Here is a 22,992-nt window from a genome sequence, read left to right as displayed (position 1 = left end):
ACCTGCAATGAAACAGAAAAAAGCCCAATGGCCCTGGCACGTGTTGACCGTGCTGGTGCTGATCGGCCTGGCCGGCGCGTTGTATTACGCCACCTCGCTGATGTCCTACGAATGGCGCTGGAACCGCGTCCCGCAGTACTTCGCCTACCACGCCGAAGAGTCCCAGCGCGCCGCCGACATCTCCACCGTCAGCGAACTGGTGCGCAAAGGCGACAAGGCTGAAGTCACGTTGCGCAACGACGCGGGTGACGAGCAACGCGTGACCGTCGACGACAACAGCCTACAAGTCGCCCAAGGCGATGATGTGGCCGAAGGCGACGTGATCGGTGTGACTCGCCATTGGGCCGCCGGACCGCTGATGTGGGGGCTCTGGACCACCTTGTGGTTGTCCGTGGTGTCTGGCGTGCTCGGTCTGCTGATTGGCCTCGCCACGGGCTTGTGCCGTCTCTCGAACAATCCGACTCTGCGCGACCTCTCGACGATTTACGTCGAACTGGTGCGCGGTACGCCGCTGCTGGTGCAGATTTTCATTTTCTACTTCTTCATCGGCACCGTGATGAACCTGTCCCGGGAGTTCGCCGGGATCGCCGCACTGTCGTTGTTTACCGGCGCCTACGTGGCGGAAATCATCCGCTCCGGCGTGCAATCCATCGCCCGTGGCCAGAACGAAGCCGCGCGTTCCCTGGGCTTGAGCGCGGGTCAGTCGATGCGCCACGTGGTGCTGCCGCAAGCGTTCAAACGCGTGCTGCCGCCGCTCGCCGGGCAGTTCATCAGCCTGGTCAAAGACACCTCGCTGGTGTCGGTGATTGCGATTACCGAGCTGTTGAAAAGCGGTCGCGAAGTTATCACCACCTCGTTTTCGCCATTCGAAATCCTGTTCTGCGTGGCTGGCCTGTACTTGTTGATCAACCTGCCGCTGTCGAAAATCGCCAGCCGGCTTGAGCGGAGGCTCGCGCAAAGTGATTGAAGTCCGCGATCTGGTAAAAGTCTTCGACACTCGCGGCCACGTGGTGCGCGCGGTGGATAACGTCTCCACACAGGTGGCGAAGGGCGAAGTATTGGTGGTGATCGGTCCGTCCGGCTCCGGCAAGTCGACCTTCCTGCGCTGCCTCAACGGCCTGGAAGAATTCGACTCGGGCTCGGTGAGCATCGACGGCCTGCAACTGGCCGATCCGAAAACCGACGTGAATGCCTACCGCCGTGAAGTCGGCATGGTGTTCCAGCATTTCAACCTGTTCCCGCACATGACCGTGCTGGAAAACCTCTGCCTCGCCCAGAAAGTCGTGCGCAAGCGCGGCAAGAAGGAGCGTGAAGCCAAGGCCTTGGCATTGCTGGAAAAGGTTGGCATTGCGCAGAAGGCCAACGAGTTTCCGTCACGCTTGTCCGGCGGTCAGCAGCAGCGCGTGGCGATTGCACGGGCGCTGGCCATGGAGCCGAAGGTCATGCTGTTTGATGAGCCGACCTCGGCGCTCGATCCGGAAATGGTCGGTGAAGTGCTGGATGTGATGAAAACCCTGGCCGTGGAAGGCATGACCATGGTCTGCGTGACCCACGAAATGGGCTTTGCGCGGGAAGTGGCGGATCGGGTGCTGTTTTTCGATCACGGCAAATTGCTTGAAGACGCCTCGCCAGCCGAGTTCTTCGATGCGCCGAAGGATCCGCGGGCGCAGGCCTTCCTTCGTCAGGTCCTATAGCTTCAGCGTCTGTACCGACGCCTTCGCGAGCAAGCCCGCTCCCACAGTTGACCGCATACTCCTGTGGGAGCGGGCTTGCTCGCGAAGGCAACACCTCGGTCCCAAGTGAACCGAGGTCATTGCATCGCCTTATACCTTGAACCTGCCCACCAGCATCTGCAAATGCGTCCCCAACCGCGCCAGCTCAACGCTGGACGCCGCGGTCTCTTCACTGGCTGCCGAGGTCTGCTCGGACACATCGCGCACGTTCAGCACGCTGCGGTTGATCTCTTCCGCCACTGCGCTTTGCTGTTCGGCAGCGGCAGCAATCTGCTGGTTCATCGACTGAATCGCCGACACGGTGCGGGTGATGCTTTCCAGCGAGCCACCGGCGCGGCGGGTCAGTTCGACGCTGCTGTCGGTCAGGGTGCGGCTGTTGTCCATGATGGTCGCGACTTGCTGGGTGCCGCTCTGCAGGCCGACGATCAGCTCTTCGATTTCTTCGGTGGACTTCTGGGTGCGCTGCGCCAGGCTGCGGACTTCGTCGGCGACCACCGCAAAACCACGTCCGGCTTCACCGGCGCGAGCAGCTTCAATGGCCGCGTTGAGCGCCAGCAGGTTGGTTTGCTGAGCCACGGATTTGATCACGTCGAGCACACTGCCGATCTTGTCGCTTTCGCGTTTGAGATGCCCCATGGCGTCGGTGGAGTTGCCGACTTCCTTGGCCAGGCGTTCGATTTGAGCGATGGCTTCGCCGACCACCTTGTCGCCTTCGCGGGCCTGCTGATCGGCGGCGAGCGCGGCTTCGGAGGCTTCTTCGGCGTTACGTGCGACTTCCTGCACCGTGGCGGTCATTTCGTTCATCGCGGTCGCCACCTGGTCGGTCTCGACCTTCTGGCTGTTGACGCCGGCGCTGGTCTGCTCGGTGACTGCGGACAGTTCTTCAGCGGCGCTGGCGATTTGCGTGACGCCATCGCTGATGCCGCCGATCAGTTCGCGCAGACCCAGGGTCATGCTTTGCATCGCCCGCTGGAGCTGACCGAGTTCGTCCTGACGCTCGGAAACGAGGTTCTGGGTCAGGTCGCCGGCGGCGATGCGCTCGGCCACTTTCAGCGTCTGGCTCAGCGGAATGACGATCTGCCGGGTGATCGCCCATGCCGCGAACAGGCCGAAGACCAGCGCCAGGGCGGTGGCCAGCAACAGCATGTTCTTGGCGTGTGCGGCGTCAGTGTCACGGATGACGGTTTGCGAGGCAGTGAGCTTTTTGCTGACGTCTAACAGGATATCGCCTTGAGCGGCCATGCGTTTCAACGCGGCGGCGCTGGCAACCTGAGAGTCACGGAACTGGCTGACAGCGGCGCGGTAGGCTTTGAGTGAATCGCTGGCCTGTTGCAGGTTGGCGATGTGCTGCTCCGGCAATCTGGACGGCAGGCTTTCGAGGTTTTTCAACGCATTGTCGATGGCGTCCAGCGCCGGTTGTTCGGCTTCGGTCTTGCCGCTGTAGGTATAGCCGCGCACCTGGAAGCGAGCTTGCTGGATCAGTTTGCTCAGGTCGATAACGCTGTTGAAATCGGCGACGCTGTCGCCTTGCAGCAAGGATTTCTCGACTTCACCCACGCGCGCCACGGCGTTATCGGCCGTGGCGCCGAGTTTGCTGCGAGCATCTTCGCGGTTGGCGCCAGCCTGGGTCATGGCGGCGAAGGCTTGCTTGTACTCGCTGACCGCGGCCAGTTGCTGATCGACCATGGCTGCGTCGGCAGGTTGCTCGATCAGTGTGCGGGCGGTTTTCAAACCGGTGTCGAGTTGGCCGAGCAGGTCGTTGACGGCGCCAGGGCCTTGTTCGCCACGGCGCATTTCGTAGTCCAGGCGGGCCAGGCGCAGGTCTTTGGTCAGTTCATTGAGGCTGGCAATGAACCCAAGCTTGTCGCCGCGATTCACCACGTCACTCAGGCCGGTCCAGCCCGTGACGGTGATCAACAATGTCAGCAGCAGTACCAGACCGAAGCCGATACCCAGTTTGCGATTGACGCTGACGTTCCCCAGTTTCTCGGCTAGCCATCGGTACATGCTGCAACTCCCACGGACCACAAGTTGGTTTTATGGGAACTGTATCGGCAGGCGGGCAGGATTCTGTAGGAGCGAGCCTGCTCGCGATGGACGTTAACGATGACGAGGGCTGCCTGAATGAATGCGGCGCCCTCTCGGTTTTCGCGGGCAAGCCCGCTCCTACAGGGGATGCGTAATGGCTAGAAGAGGCGGGCGAGCAGCGCGGTGACGGCGGTTTCGACGCGCAGGATACGCTCGCCGAGCTGCACCGGTTGCAGGCCGGACTTGGCCAGCAGGTCGATTTCGTAGGGGATCCAGCCGCCTTCCGGGCCGATGGCCAACGTGACTGGCTCGTCGAGGCCGCGGGGGCAGGGTGGGTAATTGCCCGGATGGCCGACCAGGCCGAGGGTGCCTTCGGCAATCGCTGGCAGTCGGTCTTCGACAAACGGCTTGAAGCGCTTCTCGATGACAATTTCAGGCAACACGCTGTCCCGAGCCTGTTCGAGGCCGAGGATCAGTTGCTCGCGAATCGCTTCCGGTTCCAGGAACGGGGTCTGCCAGAAGCTTTTCTCGACGCGATAGCTGTTCACCAGCACGATCCGTGGCACACCCATGGCCGCCACGGTCTGAAACACCCGACGCAGCATTTTGGGACGTGGCAGGGCCAGCACCAGGGTCAGCGGCAGCTTGGCCGGTGGCGGTTGGTCGAGGGTGACGCGCAGTTCGGCTTCGTCGGCGTCCAGGCGCAGCACTTCGGCCGAACCCATCAGGCCGCCGATACGCCCGACGCGCATGCTGTCACCCACTTCACAGCGGTGGACTTCCTGCATGTGCGTCAACCGGCGATCACGCAGGATCGCCCGGTCGGCCGCAATGAAATCGGCCTCTTCGAGGAGCAGCAGGTTCACGCTTGGGTCGCTGGCGGCTGGTCGTTGTGATCGTCAACCGGTTGGTCGTCCGGATGGTCGCCGCGCTTGCTGATCAAGCCGCCGAACAGGATGCCGATTTCAAACAGCAGCCACATCGGTACGGCCAGCAGCGTCTGCGAGAAGATGTCCGGTGGCGTCAGGATCATGCCGACCACGAAGCAGCCGATGATCACGTACGGGCGGATTTTCTTCAGGTATTTGACGTCGACTACGCCGATCCACACCAGCAGCACCACGGCCACCGGAATCTCGAACGCCACGCCGAAGGCGAAGAACAGCGTCATGACGAAATCGAGGTAGCTGCTGATGTCGGTCATCATTTCCACGCCGGCCGGGGTGGCGGCGGCGAAGAATTTGAAGATCAGCGGGAATACCAGGTAATAGGCGAATGCCATGCCGGCGTAGAACAGCATGATGCTCGATACCAGCAACGGCACCGCGATGCGTTTTTCATGCTTGTACAGGCCCGGCGCAATGAAGCCCCAGATCTGATGCAGGATCACCGGGATCGCCAGGAACAGCGACACCATCATGGTCAGCTTCAGTGGCGTCAGGAACGGCGACGACACGTCGGTGGCGATCATCGTCGCGCCCACTGGCAGATACTGGCGCAGCGGCGTGGAGACGAAGGTGTAGATCTGCTGGGTGAACGCAAACAACCCGGCGAAGATGATGAAGATCGCCGCTACGCAGCGCAGCAGACGGGTACGCAACTCGGTGAGGTGCGAAACCAGCGGCATGTGCTGGTCGTTTTCTGGGAGATCGCTCATGAGGCTCGCGGCGGCAAAGTGGTGTCGTGAGGAGCCGGCGTTGTCGGCGCGGCGGCAGGAGCAACGGGTTCTGCATGCGCCACGACTGGCGCCGCTTCAACCGCTTCTACCGCTTTCACGGTTTCCGTCGGCGCAGTAGCAGGCGCGGATTCTGTCGTCGATGCATGGATCGTCTGCTCCGCCACCGGCTGAACCGGAGTGGCTTCCTGCTGGGTCGGCGTGAAAATTTTCCGCGCCTCCTGTTCCAGCGACAGAATGTGCTCGTTGTGCAGTTGCCGACGAATCTCGTCGGCACCGATTTCACGCTCAACTTCCTGTTTGATCGCATTGAAGCTGCGCTTCAGGCGACCGACCCACAGGCCGGCGGTGCGCGCAGCACCCGGCAGACGCTCGGGGCCCAGCACCAGCAGGGCCACGAGGCCGACGAGCAGCAGTTCAGAGAAGCTGATACCAAACATTAGTCAGTGCTCACACGTCTTTGCGGATCGGCTCTTCGACTTTTTGCGCCTGCACGTCGATGGTGTGCGGCTGGTTCACGGACTGGGTGGTCTGTGGCTGAACAGGCGGAACCGGTTGGGCCGCTGCCGGATCGGCGGGTTTTTCGTCGTCGTTCATGGCTTTCTTGAAGCCCTTGATCGATTCGCCGACGTCAGTGCCGAGGTTTTTCAGTTTCTTGGTGCCGAACACCAGCACGACAACAACCAGGATGACGATCCAGTGTTTCCAGTCAAAAATGCCCATGTTGCTGCTCCTCTCTAATAGTTGTTCAGGCAGACGGGCGCGAGGCTTTCTCTGCGTGTCCGGACAGACCGAAACGACGGTCCAGTTCATCGAGTACAGCTTGTGGATGCTGCCCCAGTTGGGCGAGCATGACCATGCTGTGGAACCACAAATCGGCGGTCTCGTAGATCACATCGCTGCAGTCGCCGCTGATGGCGGCATCCTTGGCGGCGATGATGGTTTCGACCGACTCTTCGCCGACTTTTTCCAGAATCTTGTTCAAGCCCTTGTGGTACAGGCTGGCGACGTACGAGCTGTCGGCGGCGGCGCCTTTGCGCGCTTCCAGTACCTCGGCCAGTCGGGTCAGAGTGTCACTCATGTGTGTGTCCTGCGGAATAGATGGCGTGCGGGTCTTTGAGAACCGGGTCGACGGTTTTCCAGTCGCCGTTCTCGAAGACGCGATAGAAGCAGCTCTGCCGACCGGTATGGCAGGCGATGTCGCCGATCTGCTCGACCATCAGGATGATCACGTCGGCGTCGCAGTCCAGGCGCATCTCATGCAGGGTCTGCACGTGGCCGGACTCTTCGCCCTTGCGCCACAACTTGCCACGGGAACGTGACCAGTAGATGGCGCGGTTTTCGGCAGCGGTCAGTTCCAGCGCTTCGCGGTTCATCCAGGCCATCATCAGGACGCGCCCGGTCTTGTGATCCTGGGCGATTGCCGGCACCAGGCCGTCGGCGTCCCACTTGATCTCGTCCAGCCAGTTTTTCATCTTCGACTCCGACAGCGGGCTCCGCACTACATGAGCAGAGTCCAACGTTCAAACAGTGTGCCAGTGGATCACACAACTGGCTATCGGCGAACGACCAGATACAAGCCGACGGCCATCATGATTCCCGCCGGCCAGTAGGCCAGTTCGTTCAACGGCCCGCCCATGGCCAGTATTGCGCCGCCGGCCAGGTGCGCGGTACCGAGCAGGCGCAGGAACCAGTCGTCCCGGCGTCGATGCCACGATGGCGGCGGGTCGTAAGCGTGGGGCTGCGACATGCGTTCGAGCAGATCGCGCGCCATGTTGGCCAGGTGCGGCAGTTGTTCGAACTGGTTCTGCACGTTGCCGAGCAAGGCTTTGGGGCTGACGCGCTCGCGCATCCAGCGTTCGAGGAACGGCTGGGCGGTGTTCCACAGATCGAGGTCCGGGTACAGCTGACGGCCCAGGCCTTCGATGTTCAACAGGGTTTTTTGCAGCAAAACGAGTTGTGGCTGCACTTCCATGTTGAAGCGTCGGGCGGTCTGGAACAGGCGCATCAGCACCTGACCGAAGGAAATATCTTTTAACGGTTTTTCGAAGATAGGCTCGCAAACGGTACGGATCGCCGCTTCGAATTCGTTGAGTTTGGTTTCCGCCGGTACCCAGCCCGAGTCGATGTGCAGTTGCGCCACGCGCCGGTAATCGCGTTTGAAGAACGCGAACAGGTTGCGCGCCAGGTAATCCTGGTCTTCCGGGGTCAGGCTGCCGACGATGCCGCAGTCGATCGCAATGTACTGCGGGCTCCACGGGTTGACGGTGCTGACGAAGATGTTGCCCGGGTGCATGTCGGCATGGAAGAAACTGTCGCGGAACACCTGGGTGAAAAAGATCTCGACGCCGCGCTCGGCGAGCATTTTCATGTCGGTGCGCTGGTCGGCCAGGGTCGCGAGGTCGGTGACCTGAATGCCGTAGATGCGCTCCATCACCAGCACTTTCGGCCGGCACCAGTCCCAATAGACTTGTGGCACGTACAGCAGCGCCGAACCGTCGAAATTACGCTTCAACTGGCTGGCGTTGGCCGCCTCGCGCAACAGGTCGAGTTCGTCGTAGATGGTTTTTTCGTAGTCGCTGACCACGTCCACCGGGTGCAGCAGACGCGCGTCGGCGGAGAGTTTTTCCGCTGCGCGGGCGAGGATGAACAGCCATGCCAGGTCTTGCGCGATGATCGGTTTCAGACCGGGGCGGATGACTTTGACGACGACTTCTTCACCGGTTTTCAACTGCGCGGCGTGCACCTGCGCCACCGAAGCCGAGGCCAGCGGTTCGACGTCGAAACGGCTGAACACTTCACTGATCTTTTTGCCGAGCTGTTCTTCGATCAACTTGACCGACACTTGCGAATCGAACGGCGGCACGCGGTCCTGCAGCTTCATCAGCTCATCGGCGATGTCTTCCGGCAGCAGGTCGCGGCGGGTGGACAGGATCTGCCCGAACTTGATGAAAATCGGCCCCAGGTCCTGCAGCGCCAGGCGCAATCGCGCGCCACGGCTCAGGTCCAGCGGCTTGCGCGGGAACCAGCGCCACGGCAAGGCGTAGCGCAGCGCCAGCAGAAACCACGGCAGCGGCAGGGCGAACAACAGGTCATCGAGGCGGTAGCGAATCACAACGCGCTGGATGCGCAACAAACGGCGGACGGCAAGCAGCTTCATGCGTTATCGCTTGGGTCGAGGGATCGGGAAAGGCGCTCGAAACGCGCCTCGAGACGTTCCAGATCGAGTTTGATCTGGTCCAGTTCACTGAATCGGGCTTCGGCTTCGCGCTGACCGACGAGGGTGCGCGATTCTTCGGCCAGGTATTCGCCCAGGTTCTGACCCAGGCTGGCAAATCCTTGCTGATACCAGCGTGCGCGACTGCGCAGGTGACCGCCGACCAGTTGCGTGGCCACGGGTCCCAGCCAGCGCGAAAGTTCGTATTCCCAGTCCAGCTCCAGGTCCTGGAGGATCGCGGCCAGTTCCAGCAGCACGCCGCTGTCGCCGTCGAGTTCGACTTCAGGGGCATGCAAAACCGAGGTCTTGTCCTTGCTCATCGCCAGTTTCAACAGGCTGGAAGCCGGTGCACGCAAGGTGCAGTCGGCGCCGGTTTCCCAGTGGGTCGCCAACATCAAGCCTTCGTCGCTGGGCAGGATGAACAGTTGCAGTGCCGGGCTGCGGCAATCGACGGCAATCACCCGGCCGCTCAAATGCGCCAGCCGCGGCAGCGCCGTGCTGTCGAGACGCAGCACCCGGTTCAGGCCGAGTTCAATGCTGGCGAGCAGACCGGCCAGCAACATCAGGGTTTGATGCCGCGGTGCAGGGCGACGATGCCTGCGGTCATGTTGTGGTAGGTCACGCGGTCGAAACCGGCCTCGACCATCATCGACTTCAGGGTTTCCTGATTGGGGTGCATGCGGATCGATTCGGCCAGGTAGCGATAGCTTTCCGAGTCGTTGGTGATCAGCTTGCCCATCAGCGGCATGAAGGCGAACGAGTAGGCGTCGTAGGCTTTGGACATCAGCGCGTTGGTCGGCTTGGAGAATTCCAGCACCAGCAAACGGCCGCCCGGCTTGAGTACGCGCAGCATCGAGCGCAGTGCGTCTTCTTTATGCGTCACGTTGCGCAGGCCGAAAGCGATGGTCACGCAGTCGAAATGGTTGTCCGGGAACGGCAGCTTTTCAGCATCGGCCTGAACGAATTCGACGTTGCCGGCCACACCCAGGTCCAGCAGGCGGTCACGACCGACCTTGAGCATGGATTCGTTGATGTCGGCCAACACCACCTGGCCGGTCGGGCCCACGAGGTGCGAGAATTTTTTGGTCAGGTCGCCGGTGCCGCCGGCAATGTCCAGCACGCGGTTGCCGGTGCGAACGCCCGACAGCTCGATCGCAAAACGCTTCCACAAACGGTGCATGCCGCCCGACAGGAGGTCGTTCATCAAGTCGTACTTGGCGGCTACCGAGTGGAAAACCTCAGCGACTTTTTCCGCTTTTTGGCTTTCCGGAACGTTTTTGAAACCGAAGTGCGTGGTGGGTTCGGCATCGCTGCCTTTGCGCTGATCAGTCATATCGCTGTCACCAGAAGAGAATGCGGGACATTCTAATCCCGGTGGCCTGCTTTGTCTTGGCAAGGCTGAAGGTAAGATGTAGAACCGCCGGGACGTTTTGCCGCAGGCGCGGTCAAGATGCTTCAGGAAAGTATTCATAAAGCAGGAGTCATTCGATGGCCCGTATTAGTGTTGAACGTGCCCACGGCCTGGGCAAGGAAGCAGCCCGCGAGAAGGCCAACCAGTTGGCGCAGAAACTGTCCGATCAATATGGCCTGGAGCCGCAGTGGTCCGGCGACACCCTGAACCTCAAGCGTTCCGGGGTGAAAGGCGCGGTGCATGTGGGCGAGGATTCGATTCGCGTTGATGTGGAATTGGGCCTGATGATGTCGGCCATGAGCGGCATGATCAAATCGGAAATCGAAAAGGCCCTCGATAAAGCCCTGGTCTGATTTTCGAGTCGAACCACATCCCCTGTGGGAGCCAGCCTGCTGGCGATGGCGGTGTATCAGTCAACATTGATGTTGATGGATAGATCGCTATCGCCAGCAGGCTGGCTCCCACATTTGTTTTAAGGCGCGCCCGAGGTTTTATGTCAGTTGTTAGGGTGCCGTTTCTAATTTTTCTCCCTACTTTGTGCATGAGCCCGACACTTTTGCGGGCAGTTCCTCAAACCTTCTGCGCGTGAGGTGCACCATGGCCAAAGTTATTTTGAAGAAAAAAATCGACGCTTCGACAACCGCTCTGAGCGACGTCAAATCCTATGCCCGCAAGATCTGGCTGGCAGGCCTGGGTGCCTACGCCAAGGTCGGCCAAGAGGGCAGCGATTACTTTCAAGAGTTGATCAAGGCTGGTCAAACTGTTGAAAAGAAAGGCAAAAAGGTAGTTGCCGAGAAACTTGAAGCAGCTAACGCCGAGATTGATGAAGCCAAGAGCGAAGTAAGCACTTTCAAAGGCAAGGTCGAAGTTCAACTCGACAAGGTCGAGAAGGCTTTTGACTCGCGTGTCGCAAGTACCTTGAATCGTATTGGCATTCCGTCTAAACATGACGTTGAGGCACTCTCTGCTAAGCTCGATGAGCTGACGGCATTGCTCGAACGCGTCGCGCGTAAATCTTAAGGAGAACGGGATGGCTGGTAAAAAGAACACCGAAAAAGAAGGCAGCTCGTGGATCGGGAAAGTCGAAGACTACTCCCGCAAAATCTGGCTTGCTGGTTTAGGCGTGTACTCGAAGATCGACACTGACGGCAGCAAGCTCTTCGATACATTGGTCAAAGACGGCGAGAAAGCCGAGAAGCTCACCAAGAGCGCTGTCGGCAAGAAAGTCGATGCCGCCAAGGACTCCGCTACCTCTGCCAAATCGCGCATCACTGGCGTGAAAGATCGTGCGCTGGGCAAGTGGGATGAGCTGGAAGGGGCTTTCGACAAGCGCCTGAACAGCGCCATTTCGCGCCTGGGTGTCCCGAGCCGCAACGAAGTGAAAGCGCTGCACAGCAAGGTCGATACCCTGACCAAGCAAATCGAAAAACTCACCGGTGCCAAGGTTGCGCCTGTTGCGGCGAAAACCGCAGCAGCCAAACCAGCGGCTAAAACCGCTGCCAAGCCACTGGCAAAAGCTGCCGCTAAACCGGCTGCAAAACCCGCTGCCAAACCCGCCGCGAAAGCAGCGGCCAAGCCGGCTGTCAAAACGGCCGCAGCAAAACCTGCCGCAGCCAAGCCAGCAGCGAAACCGGTTGCCGCCAAAGCCGCCGCTAAACCGGCTGCTAAACCTGCAGCAGCCAAGCCTGCGGCAAAACCTGCCGCCGCGAAAAAACCAGCAGTGAAAAAACCGGCAGCGCCGAAAGCTGCTGCTCCAAAACCAGCAGTGGCTGCCGCCAAACCGGCAACCCCATCGGCTCCGGTCAGCAGCTCGAACTCTGCTACCGCACCGACTCCTGCTGTAACCCCGACTGCCGCGCCGGCTCCATCGACGCCAACCAGTCAGTCCTGATTTCAGGGCTCAAAAAAACGCCCGGCCTGCAAAGGTCGGGCGTTTTTGTTTGTGCACGATCCTGCAAACACCGCAGAGCCATTGTGGGAGTGAGCCTGCTCGCGATTACGGTGTGTCATTCAACATTGATGTTGACTGACCCGACGCCATCGCGAGCAGGCTCACTCCCACATTGGAATGTGTTTATCCAGTGAAAGGGTTACTCGTGTTCTTCGAGGTATTGGAGTGCCAGTTGCTCCGTCGCCACCTTGATCGGCGGCAGCAGATGCGGCGCCACCAGCATCATGATCTGATACACCACCAGCCTCACCTCACCTTCGCGATCCAGAATCCGCTGGTAATCCAGCGAAAACAGCAGCGTCATGGTGATCTGTTCCACCAACTGCCCCAGCGCCTGCGTGTCGCTGACCAAGTGCCCCTGAGCCTTCAACCGCGCCAGCAATGAAGCCAGTGTGCGCTTCAGCGCATTGAGCAGGTTGCGAATCCCCTTGGCCAGTTTCGGCAGGCGCCCGGCGAGGTTCGACAGGTCCTGAAAGAGAAACCGATAGTGCGACAGGCGCTCGACGATCAGGTGCAGGAACAGCCAGTAATCTTCCGGTGCCAATTCCACATCGGACGGTGGATCGAGCAGCGGCGCAAGCTCCGCCTGGAAGCGCTCGAACAGCCCGAGAATCAGCGGTTCCTTGCCGTGAAAGTGGTAATAGAGGTTGCCCGGGCTGATGCCCATTTCATTGGCAACTTCCATGGTGGAGACGTTCGGTTCGCCCTTCTGATTGAACAATTGCAGGGCACATTCGAGGATCCGGTCGCGGGTTTTCATCCAGTCTTCTTAATGATCATTCCAATCCAACCTCCTCCCTGTAGGAGCGAGCCTGCTCGCGATGGACGTTAACGATAGCGCGTGCTGCCTGGATGAACGCGTTGCCTAAACGTTTTTCGCGAGCAGGCTCGCTCCTACAGGGGGAAGACCGTGGTGTGTTGGGTGTCAGCGCACGCGCACGTAAGTGCCGGGTGCCGCCTCCATGGGTGGATAGTTCTGGTTGCCGAGGGCCATGTGGGTTTCCTTTTGCGCGCCCGAACGTTCCTGAATCCAGCTCAGCCACTGCGTCCACCAGCTGCCGTCGACTTGCTTGGCGTCGTAATACCAGGCCCGCGGATCGCTGCTCAGTTTTGTGCTTTCGATGAAGTTGGCTTTCGGGTTGGACGGCGGGTTGAGGATGCTCTGCACATGACCGCTGTTGGACAGCACGAAGCGTCGCTCGCCACCCAGCAGCAGCGTCGAGCGATACACCGCATCCCACGGCGTGATGTGGTCGTTGATGCCGGCCACGCTGAAGCTGTCGACGGTGACTTTCTGCAAGTCGATCGGCGTGCCGCACACTTCCAGGCCCCCCGGATGACTCAGCGGGTTGTGCTTGAAGAAGTCCAGCAGGTCGCCGTGAAAGGCGGCCGGCAGGCGTGTGTTGTCGTTGTTCCAGTAGAGGATGTCGAACGCCGGCGGCTCCTTGCCCAACAGGTAGTTGTTGACGAAGTAGCTCCAGATCAAATCGTTGGGGCGCATCCAGGCGAAGACCTTGGCCATGTCGCGACCGTCCAGCACGCCCTTCTGATAGGACCGACGCTTGGCCGCTTCCAGGGTCTGTTCGTCGGCGAACAAGGTCGCGGGACTCTCCATCTGGCTGTCGAGCAGGCTCACCAGATAGGTTGCGCTGGATACACGGCGCAGTTGCCGTTTCGCCTGCAAATGACCTTGCAGCGCGGCAATGGTCAGCCCGCCGGCGCAGGCGCCCATCAGGTTGACTTCCCGGGCGCCGGTGATCGCCCTGCATACATTCATCGCTTCTTCGACGGCTTCGACGTAGGTCGAAAGGCCCCATTCGCGATGGCGCACATCCGGGTTGCGCCAGCTGATCATGAAGGTTTGCAGGCCGTTTTTCAGGGCGAACTGGACGAAGCTGTTGTTCGGGCTCAGGTCGAAAATGTAGTACTTGTTGATCTGTGGCGGCACCACCAGCAGCGGTTTGGAATACTGCTTTTCGCTCATCGGCTTGTACTGGATCAGTTCCAGCAGCTCATTGCGAAACACCACGGAGCCGGTGGTGGTCGCGACCGTCTTGCCGACCTCGAAGGCCTGCTTGGTCACTTGCCTGGGCAGGCCGTCGTTGTGCAGGAAATCATCGACCAGGTGACTGACGCCACGCACCAGGCTGTTGCCGCCGGAGTTGAAGATTTCCTTGACCGCCAGCGGATTGAGCAGGGTGTTGGACGGTGACACCGCGTCATTGAGCAGCGCGAACGCGAAGTGGGCGCGGGCGCGATCGTCCGGGTCCATGTTGCTCTCGTCGATCCAGCTTTTGACCTGTTTCTGCCAGCTCAGGTAGGCCTGCAAACTGCGGCGATAAAACGGGTTGAGGCTCCAAGCGGGGTCGGCAAAGCGATTGTCGTTGGGGTTGGTCGGGTGCAGGGTTTCGCCCAGCAACACGCGCCCCAGTTGACCGCCCAGCTTCAACGCATGGCGGGCGCTGTGCACGGGGTTGCGCAAACCATGGGCGGCAACGCTGCGCAGGGTCGAAAACAGATCCCGACCACGCAGGCCGGTAATCGCACTCTGTGCGTTGATGAACGCTGCGGGAGTCGGTAAAGATTCCCTCGCTGGCTTGTCGCGCATGACTCAACACTCCTTCGTCTTCAGGCCAAATACAAACACACCGAACCAGAACACCATAGACGCTGTAACGGGTTGTTGCGCGGCGCGGCGTCCTGCCGACCGACGATAAGTCGGTTAGCCGCCCGATGGAGCCGGATGCGGATGCATCACGGCGCGCTGCCGTTCTTCCTCGAGAAACTTCATGATGATCGGCGCCACGGCCTCGGCGCGAGTGATCAGGAACAGGTGCCCGTCATCGATGATGTGCAACTGGGCATTGGGAATCCGCCAGGCCAGCAAGCGCATGTTGATCAACGGGATCAGCGGGTCATCGTCGCCGGCCAGCACCAGCGTCGGCTGGTGGATCTTGTGCAGCCAGTGAATGCTGGTCCAGCCGAGCCCGGCGAACAGCTGCCAGTAGTAACCGAGCTTGCCTGCCGAGCGCACCTTCGCCGCATGGCTGGCCGCCAGTGTCGGATCGCGACGGAATGAGCCGCCGTAGATCATCGGCGCAATGCGGATCACGTGCGATGGCTGGATGTAGCGCCGTGGGCTGGCCATCATCCACAGCACTTTCGGTTTGCCCGGCACCATCACCGCACCCGCCGCCGTCGCCGCCAGCACCAGTTTCTTGCAGCGCTCCGGGTAGTCGTAAGCAAACTGCTGGGCGAGGGCGCCACCCCATGACACACCGATCACGTTCACTTGCCCGTAATCGAGATAGTCGAGCATCCGCGCCGTGAGTTTGGCCAGGCCCGGAAAACGATACGGCCGGTTCGGCGTCGACGAACCGCCGACACCGGGCACGTCGAAAGCGATGACTTCGAGGTCCGGGTCCAATGCTGCGACAAACGGAAACACCAGCTCCAGGTTGGCGCCGATGCCGTTGAAAATCAGCAAGGGCGTCAAGTGAGGCTTGCCGGGGCGTACTGCCGTGCGGAGGGTCTGGCCATCCAGGTCGACGGTACGAAAAATGAACGGTTGCGGCATGCTTCAAGCCCTGTGGGTTAATTCGTCCCCGATCCCCTGTAGGAGCGAGCTTGCTCGCGAAAAACGAAAGGGCAACGCGTTCATCAGGTGGCGCGCGTTATCGTTGACGTCCATCGCGAGCAAGCTCGCTCCTACAGGTAATCGGGGTGTGTCAATTACCGCTCATGTACGTAAGTGCCCGGTGCTGCTTCACCTTCGGGATAAGCCTTGTTGCCCAGTTTTGTCGGGGATTTTTTCAATTCGCCCGAACGCTCGGCTTGCCAGGCTTGCCAGTGCAGCCACCAGGAATCGGTGTGCTTGGTGGAATTTTCCTGCCACTCCTCAGCCTTCAACGGCATCTCGGTGCCCGTCATGTAGCGTGATTTCGGGTTGCCCGGCGGGTTCAGAATGCTCTGGATATGCCCGCTGCTGGACAGCACGAATTCGACCTTGCCGCCGAACAGTTGCGCCGACTTGTAGCAGGACTTCCACGGGGTGATGTGGTCGTTGGTGCCGGCCAGGGAAAAGATGTCGGCCGTGACCTGCTTCAGGTCGATCGGCGTGCCGCACACTTCCAGTGCATCCGGGCGGATCAGCGGATTGTTTTTGAACATCTCGATCAGGTCGCCGTGGAACGCGGCGGGCAACCGGGTGGTGTCGTTGTTCCAGAACAGAATGTCGAACACCGGCGGCTCGTTGCCGAGCAGGTAGTTGTTGACCCAGTAGTTCCAGATCAGATCGTTGGGGCGCATCCAGGCGAACACTTTCGCCATGTCGCGGCCTTCGAGTACACCCGCCTGATAGGAATGGCGTTTGGCGGCTTCAAGCGTCTGCTCGTCGACGAACAGTGCGACGTCGCTGTCCAGGGTGGTGTCCAGCACGCTGACCAGCAGCGTCAGGGCGTTGACTTTGTTCTCGCCGATTGCGGCGTAGTGGCCCAGCAGCGCGGTGCAGGTGATGCCGCCGGAGCAGGCGCCGAGCATGTTCACGTCTTTGCTGCCGGTGATCGCGGTGACCACATCAACCGCTTCCTTGAGCGCTTCGATGTAGGTCGACAGGCCCCATTCGCGCTGTTCCTTGGTCGGGTTGCGCCAGCTGACGATGAAGGTCTGCACGTGATTGCGCAGGCAGAAACGCGCCAGGCTTTTGTCCGGGCTCAGGTCGAAAACGTAGAACTTGTTGATCTGTGGCGGCACCACCAGCAATGGACGCTCATGCACCTGCTCGGTGGTCGGCCGGTACTGGATCAGCTCCAGCACGTCGTTACGGAAAACCACCGCACCTTCGGTCACGCCCAGGCTCTTGCCGACTTCGAATGCGCCCATGTTGACCTGGCTCGGCATGCCGCCGTTGTGTACCAGATCCTTGGCCAGGTGCGAGAGGCCGTCGAGCAGGCTCTTGCCACCGGTTTCGAAGAAGCGTTTGACCGCTGCCGGGTTGGCCGCCGTGTTGGTCGGGGCCATGGCTTCGGTCATGAGGTTGATCACGAAATGCCCGCGTGCCACATCCTTGGGCCCGAGGTTACTGTCGTCGATCCAGTCGTGGAGTTCCTTGCGCCACGCCAGGTAGGTTTGCAAATAACGTTTGTAGAGCGGGTTCTGGCTCCAGGCCGGATCGGCGAAACGACGGTCATCGCTGGTCGGTAGCAGTTCGGATTTGCCGAACAGCACGTTCTTCAGTTCAAGACCGAAATGAGCGACATGCTTCGCACTGTGAATCGGTTGTTTAATGGCCTGCCTGAGCACCATTCGAGCAGAAGCCAGTAGATCCTTTCCACGCAGCCCAACGACAGGATTAAGCCCCAAGGTGTTTTCCGAGGCTTGATTCTTCAAGTCATCGTTATTCTTGTTACTCATCTACGACGCTCCATTGTCCTGAGACGAGTACCTGAGTCCAGCCGTGTAGTCACACAGCCAATGCCAGGTACTACTGCTCGGGTGACCGATAATTCTGCATCGCTGCTTTTTAGTTCAGAGAGCACTGCAGGTAACTTGCCAGCTCCATTGGTTACCCGAGTTTAATTTTTTTCGCAAGCAGGCTAATGACTGACCTCGCGGCCAAGCATTCAAACAGATGAAATTAGAAAATGCCTTCTAATGCGCAAGAGGCGCGGGTTAGAGCATCAGCTTGACGACAGATTCGTTAGGGTCGCGGGTCTTTCCGGCCGCTTTCAGTTCGGCAAGATAATCGTTCCAGAGATCCTCTTGGCGCACGCCCAACTGGTACAGATATTCCCAGGTGAACAAGCCGCTGTCGTGGCCGTCGTCGAAGGTCAATTTCAGTGCGTACTGACCGGCCGGTTCTACCTTGGTCAGGCCTACGCCGATCTTGCCAAATTGCAGGATAGGTTTGCCGTGGCCCTGGACCTCGGCGGAAGGAGAGTGCACGCGCAGGAACTCGGCGGGCAGGTGATGTTCCTCGCCGGACGCGTATTTCAGCGACAGGGTTTTCGAGGCTTTGTGCAGTTTGATGTCGGTGGGGAGTTGGGTCATGACCTGATGTCCGTCAGTGTGGAACTCTCGCGGTCCCTTGTAGGAGCCGGCTTGCCGGCGATGGCGATCTCAAGGTCCCCATCGCCGGCAAGCCGGCTCCTACACAGGTCTCACATGACCTACAGGATATAACGGGACAGGTCTTCGTTCTGCGCCAATTCGCCGAGGTGGTTGTTGACGTAGTCGGCGTCGATCAGGATCACCTTGTCATCGTGAGCGCTGGCCAGGTCGCCGGCGCTGAACGACACCTCTTCGAGCAGGCGCTCAAGCAGCGTGTGCAGGCGACGGGCACCGATGTTCTCGGTTTTCTCGTTGACCTGCCAGGCGATCTCGGCGATGCGCTTGATGCCATCCGGCTGGAACTCGATGGCCAGGCCTTCGGTTTTCAGCAGTGCGCAATATTGCTCGGTGAGCGAGGCGTGCGGTTCGCTGAGAATGCGTTCGAAGTCTTCCGGCGTCAGCGCCTTCAGCTCGACACGAATCGGCAGACGGCCTTGCAGCTCCGGCACCAGATCGCTCGGCTTGCTCAAGTGGAACGCACCGGAAGCGATGAACAGGATGTGGTCGGTCTTGACCATGCCCAGTTTGGTGTTGACGGTGCAGCCTTCGATCAGTGGCAGCAAGTCGCGTTGCACGCCTTCACGGGACACGTCGACGCCACCGGAGTTACCGCGCTTGGCAACCTTGTCGATTTCGTCGATGAACACGATGCCGTGCTGCTCGACCGCTTCCAGCGCCTTGGCCTTCAACTCTTCATCGTTGACCAGGCGGCTGGCTTCTTCGTCGCGGACCAGTTTCAGCGCTTCCTTGACCTTGAGCTTGCGGCTCTTGCGTTTGCCCTTGCCCATGTTGGCGAACAGGCTCTGCAACTGGTTGGTCATTTCTTCCATGCCCGGTGGCGCGGAGATATCGACGCCGGACACTTCGGCGACTTCGATTTCGATCTCCTTGTCGTCCAGCTGACCTTCGCGCAGGCGCTTGCGGAACAGCTGGCGGGTGTTGGAGTCGGCCGACGGGGCGTCATCGTTGTTGAAGCCCATGCGCGCCGGTGGCAGCAGGGCGTCGAGGATGCGCTCTTCGGCGGCATCTTCGGCGCGGTGGCGAACCTTGGTCATTTCCTGTTCGCGCAGCAGCTTGATGGCAGCGTCGGCCAGGTCACGAATGATCGACTCGACGTCGCGGCCAACGTAGCCGACTTCGGTGAACTTGGTCGCTTCGACTTTGATGAACGGTGCGTTGGCCAGTTTGGCCAGGCGACGGGCGATCTCGGTTTTGCCGACGCCGGTCGGGCCGATCATCAGGATGTTCTTCGGCGTTACTTCAACGCGCAGCTCTTCCGGCAGTTGCATCCGGCGCCAGCGGTTACGCAGCGCGATGGCGACGGCGCGTTTGGCATCGTCCTGGCCGATGATATGGCGGTTGAGTTCGTGGACGATTTCACGGGGAGTCATGGACATAATATTTTGACGGACCTTAAACAAGATGAGTCGTGGCGTGGGGCCGAAACAGACTTACTCGTCGCCTTTGGCGCAGTCCTGCTCCTCAATGGTCTGGGTGTGGTTGGTGAATACACAGATGTCGCCGGCAATGCCGAGGGCGGTTTCGACGATTTCCCGGGCTGACAGGTCGGTTTTTTTCAACAGCGCACTGGCGGCGGCCTGGGCGTAGGCGCCGCCGGAACCCATGGCGATCAGGCCTTGTTCAGGCTCAACAACGTCGCCGTTGCCGGTGATGATCAGGGACGCGTCTTTGTTGGCGACCGCGAGCATGGCTTCGAGGCGGCTGAGGGTGCGGTCGGTGCGCCATTCTTTGGCGAGTTCGACGGCGGCGCGAACCAGATGGCCCTGGTGTTTCTCCAGTTGACCTTCGAAGCGTTCGAAAAGGGTAAAGGCGTCAGCCGTGGCGCCAGCAAAACCGGCGAGGACTTCGCCGTGGTAGAGGCGACGAACTTTCTTCGCGTTGCCTTTCATCACGGTATTGCCGAGAGAAACCTGGCCGTCGCCGCCCATGACGACTTTGCCGTGGCGGCGAACTGAAACGATGGTGGTCAAGGGAGAGTCTCCACGCAGCGGGGCGAAAATGCCTTATGCCAACTCATATGGGGGTGGTGGAGCGTTTTTCAACTGCGGGGCGGGAGAGGGGACGAGCGGTGTTGCGCGGGGGAAGGTGTGTTGTCTGATCTGACGCCATCGCCAGCAAGCCGGCTCCTACAGGATTTACGCGATCCCCTGTAGGAGCCGGCTTGCTGGCGATGAACGATAATGCGGTCTTGCTGGCGGGATCAGCGGTTCTGGCGTTGTTGTAACAACAGGTTGCTGAACCCGGCGCCGGACAGTTGTTTCTGCGCGGTGGTCAGCTGTTCGCGGTTGCTGAACGGCCCGACCAACACCCGATACCAGGTCTCGTCCTTCACCGTGCCGGACTCAACCGATACCGCCTGGCCGAGCAGGATGATCTGCGCGCGTACCTTGTCTGCATCAGCCTCTTTGCGGAACGAACCGGCCTGCAGGAAGAACTTGGTCACCGGTGCCGCCTTGGCCACGGGTGGCGGTGGCGGCGGGGTGATGCCAGCCAATGCCGCCTGAGCCCGCGCCGTGTCGATCTTCGCCGCTTCCGCCGGGGTTACCGGCGTTGTCGGTACAGCTGGCGTCGGCGGTGTTTTCTCCGGCACGGCATCCGGCGGCACGATGACTTCCGATTCCGGCAGCAAGGTGTAGAAGTCGTACTTCGGCTTCACCGGTTGCGTCGGGCTCGGCGGGGTCTTGTTAGCCTCGGCAACCTTGGTGGCTTTCTGCTGCTCGATCTTCTCGCGCTTGACGCTGTCGCTGCCCTTGCCCGGTTCCAGCTTCATCAGGAACACAATGAACGCGCCGACCGTCAGGCCGATGGCCATCCACAGCCAGCCCGGGATCGGTTGCTTTGCAGGAGCTTGGTAACGGCTGGCGCCACGCTTGGGTGCAGGTTTTTTCTTGGCAGCCAACTTACATACGCTCCAGAGTTTCCAGACCCAAGAGTTCCAGGCCTTGCTTGAGAGTGCGGCCGGTCAGCGCGGCAAGACGCAGGCGGCTTTGCATTTGCGCCGGGGTTTCAGCACTGAGGATCGGGCAGTTCTCGTAGAAGCTGGAGAACAGGCCGGCAACGTCGTACAGGTAGGTGCAGAGGATGTGCGGCGTGCCTTTCTCGGACACGTTGTTCAGGATTTCGCCGAATTGCGCGAGTTTGGCTGCCAGCTCATGTTCATGCGCGGCTTCCAGGACGATCTGGCCTTCGACTTCGCTGAAGTCCTTGCCGAGCTTGCGGAACACGCCCGCCACGCGGGTGTAGGCGTACAGCAGGTACGGCGCGGTGTTGCCTTCGAAGTTCAGCATCAGGTCGAAGTTGAAGCTGTAGTCGCTGGTGCGGTGCTTGGACAGGTCGGCGTATTTCACTGCGCCGATGCCCACGACCTTGGCGATGTTGCGCAGCTCGTCTTCGGCCAACTCCGGGTTTTTCTCTTTGACCAGGTTGTAGGCGCGCTCCTGGGCTTCGGTCAGCAGGTCGATCAGCTTCACGGTGCCGCCATCGCGGGTCTTGAACGGACGGCCGTCGGCGCCGTTCATGGTGCCGAAGCCCATGTGTTCCATTTCCATCGGGTGCGTCACGAAGCCGGCCTTGCGGGCGACGGCGAACACTTGCTGGAAGTGCAGGGCCTGGCGCTGGTCGACAAAGTACAGCGCGCGATCAGCCTTCAGCTTGCCACTGCGATAACGTACTGCCGCCAGGTCGGTGGTGGCGTAGAGGTAGCCGCCATCCGCCTTGACGATGATCACTGGCAGCGGGTCGCCGTCAGCGTTCTTGAAGTCGTCGAGGAACACGCACTGCGCGCCGTTGCTCTCGACCAGCATGCCAGCGGCCTTGAGGTCGTTGACCACATTGATCAGGTCGTCGTTGTAGGCGCTTTCGCCCATCACGTCGGCCATGGTCAGTTTGACGTTCAGCAGCTCGTAGATTTTCTGGCAGTGCGACAGCGAGATGTCCTTGAACTTGGTCCACAGCGCCAGGCAATCCGGGTCGCCGGCTTGCAGCTTGACCACCAGGCCACGGGCGCGGTCGGCGAACTCTTCGGATTCGTCAAAACGGCCCTTGGCGGCGCGGTAGAAGTTTTCCAGGTCCGACAGCTCGTCGCTGGTGATCGGGTTTTCCTGCAAGTAAGCCATCAGCATGCCGAACTGGGTACCCCAGTCGCCCACGTGGTTCTGACGGATCACTTCGTCGCCGAGGAACTCCAGAACGCGAGCCACGCCGTCGCCGATGATGGTCGAACGCAAGTGGCCGACGTGCATCTCTTTGGCGAGGTTCGGTGCCGACAGATCGACCACGGTGCGTTGCGCCGGGCCGGCCTTGCGCACGCCGATGTGCTCGTCGGCCAGTGCGGCGTCGAGGCGGGTGGCCAGGGCGTCGGTGTTCTGGAAGAAGTTCAGGAAGCCAGGACCGGCGATTTCGGTCTTGGTGACGTTTTCGTCAGCCGGCAGCGCGGCGATGATTTTCTCGGCCAGATCGCGCGGCTTCATGCCGGCCGGCTTGGCCAGCATCATGGCGATGTTGCTGGCGAAGTCGCCGTTCTTCTTGTCTCGGGAGTTTTCCACCTGGATCGCCGGCGTCAGGCCTTCAGGCAACACACCTTCGTTGACGAGTTGGGTGATGGCTTGTTGGATCAACTGGCGAATGGTGTCTTTCATGGTCTTCTCTTTCGACCGCAAGCGCGGCGGCGCTTCGATGCGCTGGTGGAAAAACTGGGCATTATCCGTTGCGAAGGCGGGCTTGCCAACTATAGCGGGCAGGTTGTGGATATGTGGTGATAAATAGGACCCCTTCGCGGGCAAGCCCGGGCAAGCCTCGCTCCTACAGAGGCCATACGAATACCTGTAGGAGCGAGGCTTGCCCGCGAAG

At 60.4% G+C, this 22,992-nt stretch carries 24 protein-coding genes and 1 pseudogene; 5 read left to right on the top strand and 20 right to left on the bottom strand.

What is annotated here, in order from left to right; all coding sequences use genetic code 11:
* Positions 1 to 7: 7 nt before the first annotated feature.
* Together PMI32_RS25260 and PMI32_RS25265 are read left to right on the top strand one after the other, a co-directional pair.
* Positions 8 to 967 carry an amino acid ABC transporter permease gene (locus PMI32_RS25260; protein WP_008025242.1) on the top strand — a complete coding sequence of 320 codons (960 nt, stop codon included), beginning with the start codon at positions 8 to 10 and terminating at the stop codon, positions 965 to 967.
* The gene (locus PMI32_RS25265; protein WP_008025241.1) at positions 960 to 1,694 is read left to right on the top strand and encodes an amino acid ABC transporter ATP-binding protein; all 735 of its coding nucleotides are present in this window, start codon (positions 960 to 962) and stop codon (positions 1,692 to 1,694) included. Before PMI32_RS25260 ends, PMI32_RS25265 begins: the two co-directional genes overlap by 8 nt.
* A 129-nt stretch (positions 1,695 to 1,823) precedes the next feature.
* Here the strand turns inward: PMI32_RS25265 and PMI32_RS31025 are convergent, their stop codons facing one another.
* The 11 genes and pseudogenes from PMI32_RS31025 to ubiE all read right to left on the bottom strand — a co-directional run bounded on the left by PMI32_RS31025 (position 1,824) and on the right by ubiE (position 9,986).
* Positions 1,824 to 2,537, bottom strand: a complete 714-nt coding sequence (locus tag PMI32_RS31025) for a methyl-accepting chemotaxis protein (RefSeq protein WP_411736712.1) — start codon at positions 2,535 to 2,537, stop codon at positions 1,824 to 1,826.
* Positions 2,538 to 2,681: 144 nt separating this feature from the next.
* Positions 2,682 to 3,740, bottom strand: a pseudogene (locus PMI32_RS31020) (methyl-accepting chemotaxis protein); the annotation flags it as partial.
* A 179-nt stretch (positions 3,741 to 3,919) separates the two neighbouring features.
* Positions 3,920 to 4,627, bottom strand: a complete 708-nt coding sequence (locus tag PMI32_RS25275) for a 16S rRNA (uracil(1498)-N(3))-methyltransferase (protein WP_008025237.1) — start codon at positions 4,625 to 4,627, stop codon at positions 3,920 to 3,922.
* Positions 4,624 to 5,418 carry a twin-arginine translocase subunit TatC gene (gene tatC, locus PMI32_RS25280; protein WP_008025235.1) on the bottom strand — a complete coding sequence of 265 codons (795 nt, stop codon included), beginning with the start codon at positions 5,416 to 5,418 and terminating at the stop codon, positions 4,624 to 4,626. Before tatC ends, PMI32_RS25275 begins: the two co-directional genes overlap by 4 nt.
* Positions 5,415 to 5,876 carry a Sec-independent protein translocase protein TatB gene (gene tatB, locus PMI32_RS25285; RefSeq protein ID WP_008025234.1) on the bottom strand — a complete coding sequence of 154 codons (462 nt, stop codon included), beginning with the start codon at positions 5,874 to 5,876 and terminating at the stop codon, positions 5,415 to 5,417. Before tatB ends, tatC begins: the two co-directional genes overlap by 4 nt.
* Before the next feature lie 10 nt (positions 5,877 to 5,886).
* A complete protein-coding gene (locus PMI32_RS25290) occupies positions 5,887 to 6,159 on the bottom strand; it encodes a twin-arginine translocase TatA/TatE family subunit (RefSeq protein WP_008025233.1) in 273 nt (90 codons plus the stop codon).
* A gap of 25 nt (positions 6,160 to 6,184) precedes the next feature.
* A complete protein-coding gene (locus PMI32_RS25295) occupies positions 6,185 to 6,517 on the bottom strand; it encodes a phosphoribosyl-ATP diphosphatase (RefSeq protein WP_008025232.1) in 333 nt (110 codons plus the stop codon).
* Positions 6,510 to 6,911, bottom strand: coding sequence for a phosphoribosyl-AMP cyclohydrolase (gene hisI, locus PMI32_RS25300; protein ID WP_007899278.1), 402 nt, complete (start codon positions 6,909 to 6,911; stop codon positions 6,510 to 6,512). Before hisI ends, PMI32_RS25295 begins: the two co-directional genes overlap by 8 nt.
* A gap of 80 nt (positions 6,912 to 6,991) precedes the next feature.
* Positions 6,992 to 8,596, bottom strand: a complete 1,605-nt coding sequence (gene ubiB, locus PMI32_RS25305; protein WP_008025230.1) for a ubiquinone biosynthesis regulatory protein kinase UbiB — start codon at positions 8,594 to 8,596, stop codon at positions 6,992 to 6,994.
* The gene (locus PMI32_RS25310; protein ID WP_008025228.1) at positions 8,593 to 9,216 is read right to left on the bottom strand and encodes a ubiquinone biosynthesis accessory factor UbiJ; all 624 of its coding nucleotides are present in this window, start codon (positions 9,214 to 9,216) and stop codon (positions 8,593 to 8,595) included. The genes ubiB and PMI32_RS25310 overlap by 4 nt, the downstream gene beginning before the upstream one ends.
* Entirely contained in the window at positions 9,216 to 9,986 is a 771-nt protein-coding gene (gene ubiE / locus PMI32_RS25315; protein WP_007948968.1) for a bifunctional demethylmenaquinone methyltransferase/2-methoxy-6-polyprenyl-1,4-benzoquinol methylase UbiE, read from the bottom strand. The genes PMI32_RS25310 and ubiE overlap by 1 nt, the downstream gene beginning before the upstream one ends.
* A gap of 155 nt (positions 9,987 to 10,141) precedes the next feature.
* On the opposite strand from ubiE, the gene PMI32_RS25320 reads away from it, so the two are divergent.
* The 3 genes from PMI32_RS25320 to PMI32_RS25330 all read left to right on the top strand — a co-directional run bounded on the left by PMI32_RS25320 (position 10,142) and on the right by PMI32_RS25330 (position 11,955).
* Positions 10,142 to 10,417 carry a polyhydroxyalkanoic acid system family protein gene (locus tag PMI32_RS25320; RefSeq protein ID WP_008025227.1) on the top strand — a complete coding sequence of 92 codons (276 nt, stop codon included), beginning with the start codon at positions 10,142 to 10,144 and terminating at the stop codon, positions 10,415 to 10,417.
* Positions 10,418 to 10,661: 244 nt separating this feature from the next.
* Positions 10,662 to 11,084: a phasin family protein gene (locus PMI32_RS25325; RefSeq protein ID WP_008025226.1), complete on the top strand. Its 423-nt coding sequence runs from the start codon at positions 10,662 to 10,664 to the stop codon at positions 11,082 to 11,084.
* A 10-nt stretch (positions 11,085 to 11,094) separates the two neighbouring features.
* On the top strand, positions 11,095 to 11,955 hold the full coding sequence (locus tag PMI32_RS25330) for a phasin family protein (RefSeq protein WP_008025225.1): 861 nt from the start codon (positions 11,095 to 11,097) through the stop codon (positions 11,953 to 11,955).
* Between the two features lie 199 nt (positions 11,956 to 12,154).
* On the opposite strand, the gene PMI32_RS25335 is transcribed toward PMI32_RS25330, so the two are convergent.
* From PMI32_RS25335 to argS, 9 genes are all read right to left on the bottom strand, one after another.
* Positions 12,155 to 12,775 (bottom strand): TetR/AcrR family transcriptional regulator, encoded by a 621-nt coding sequence (locus PMI32_RS25335; protein ID WP_008025224.1) that lies wholly within the window; start codon positions 12,773 to 12,775, stop codon positions 12,155 to 12,157.
* A 165-nt stretch (positions 12,776 to 12,940) separates the two neighbouring features.
* Positions 12,941 to 14,623, bottom strand: coding sequence for a class II poly(R)-hydroxyalkanoic acid synthase (gene phaC, locus PMI32_RS25340; protein WP_008025222.1), 1,683 nt, complete (start codon positions 14,621 to 14,623; stop codon positions 12,941 to 12,943).
* A gap of 114 nt (positions 14,624 to 14,737) precedes the next feature.
* Positions 14,738 to 15,592, bottom strand: a complete 855-nt coding sequence (phaZ, locus tag PMI32_RS25345; RefSeq protein WP_008025220.1) for a poly(3-hydroxyalkanoate) depolymerase — start codon at positions 15,590 to 15,592, stop codon at positions 14,738 to 14,740.
* Between the two features lie 155 nt (positions 15,593 to 15,747).
* Positions 15,748 to 17,427 carry a class II poly(R)-hydroxyalkanoic acid synthase gene (gene phaC / locus PMI32_RS25350; protein WP_008025218.1) on the bottom strand — a complete coding sequence of 560 codons (1,680 nt, stop codon included), beginning with the start codon at positions 17,425 to 17,427 and terminating at the stop codon, positions 15,748 to 15,750.
* Positions 17,428 to 17,685: 258 nt separating this feature from the next.
* On the bottom strand, positions 17,686 to 18,063 hold the full coding sequence (locus PMI32_RS25355; protein ID WP_008025216.1) for a gamma-butyrobetaine hydroxylase family protein: 378 nt from the start codon (positions 18,061 to 18,063) through the stop codon (positions 17,686 to 17,688).
* A 119-nt stretch (positions 18,064 to 18,182) separates the two neighbouring features.
* Complete coding sequence (gene hslU / locus PMI32_RS25360; RefSeq protein ID WP_008025214.1) at positions 18,183 to 19,520, bottom strand: ATP-dependent protease ATPase subunit HslU; 1,338 nt, start codon at positions 19,518 to 19,520, stop codon at positions 18,183 to 18,185.
* Between the two features lie 54 nt (positions 19,521 to 19,574).
* Complete coding sequence (gene hslV, locus PMI32_RS25365) at positions 19,575 to 20,114, bottom strand: ATP-dependent protease subunit HslV (protein WP_008025213.1); 540 nt, start codon at positions 20,112 to 20,114, stop codon at positions 19,575 to 19,577.
* A gap of 230 nt (positions 20,115 to 20,344) precedes the next feature.
* Positions 20,345 to 21,043, bottom strand: a complete 699-nt coding sequence (locus PMI32_RS25370; RefSeq protein ID WP_008025212.1) for an SPOR domain-containing protein — start codon at positions 21,041 to 21,043, stop codon at positions 20,345 to 20,347.
* Between the two features lies 1 nt (position 21,044).
* Positions 21,045 to 22,781 (bottom strand): arginine--tRNA ligase, encoded by a 1,737-nt coding sequence (gene argS / locus PMI32_RS25375; RefSeq protein ID WP_008025210.1) that lies wholly within the window; start codon positions 22,779 to 22,781, stop codon positions 21,045 to 21,047.
* Positions 22,782 to 22,992: the final 211 nt, after the last annotated feature.

The organism is Pseudomonas sp. GM60 (assembly GCF_000282415.1).
Lineage (GTDB): Bacteria > Pseudomonadota > Gammaproteobacteria > Pseudomonadales > Pseudomonadaceae > Aquipseudomonas > Aquipseudomonas migulae.
The sequence above is the reverse complement of the archived record's forward strand: the minus strand, read 5'-3'. Positions and strand labels throughout refer to the sequence as shown.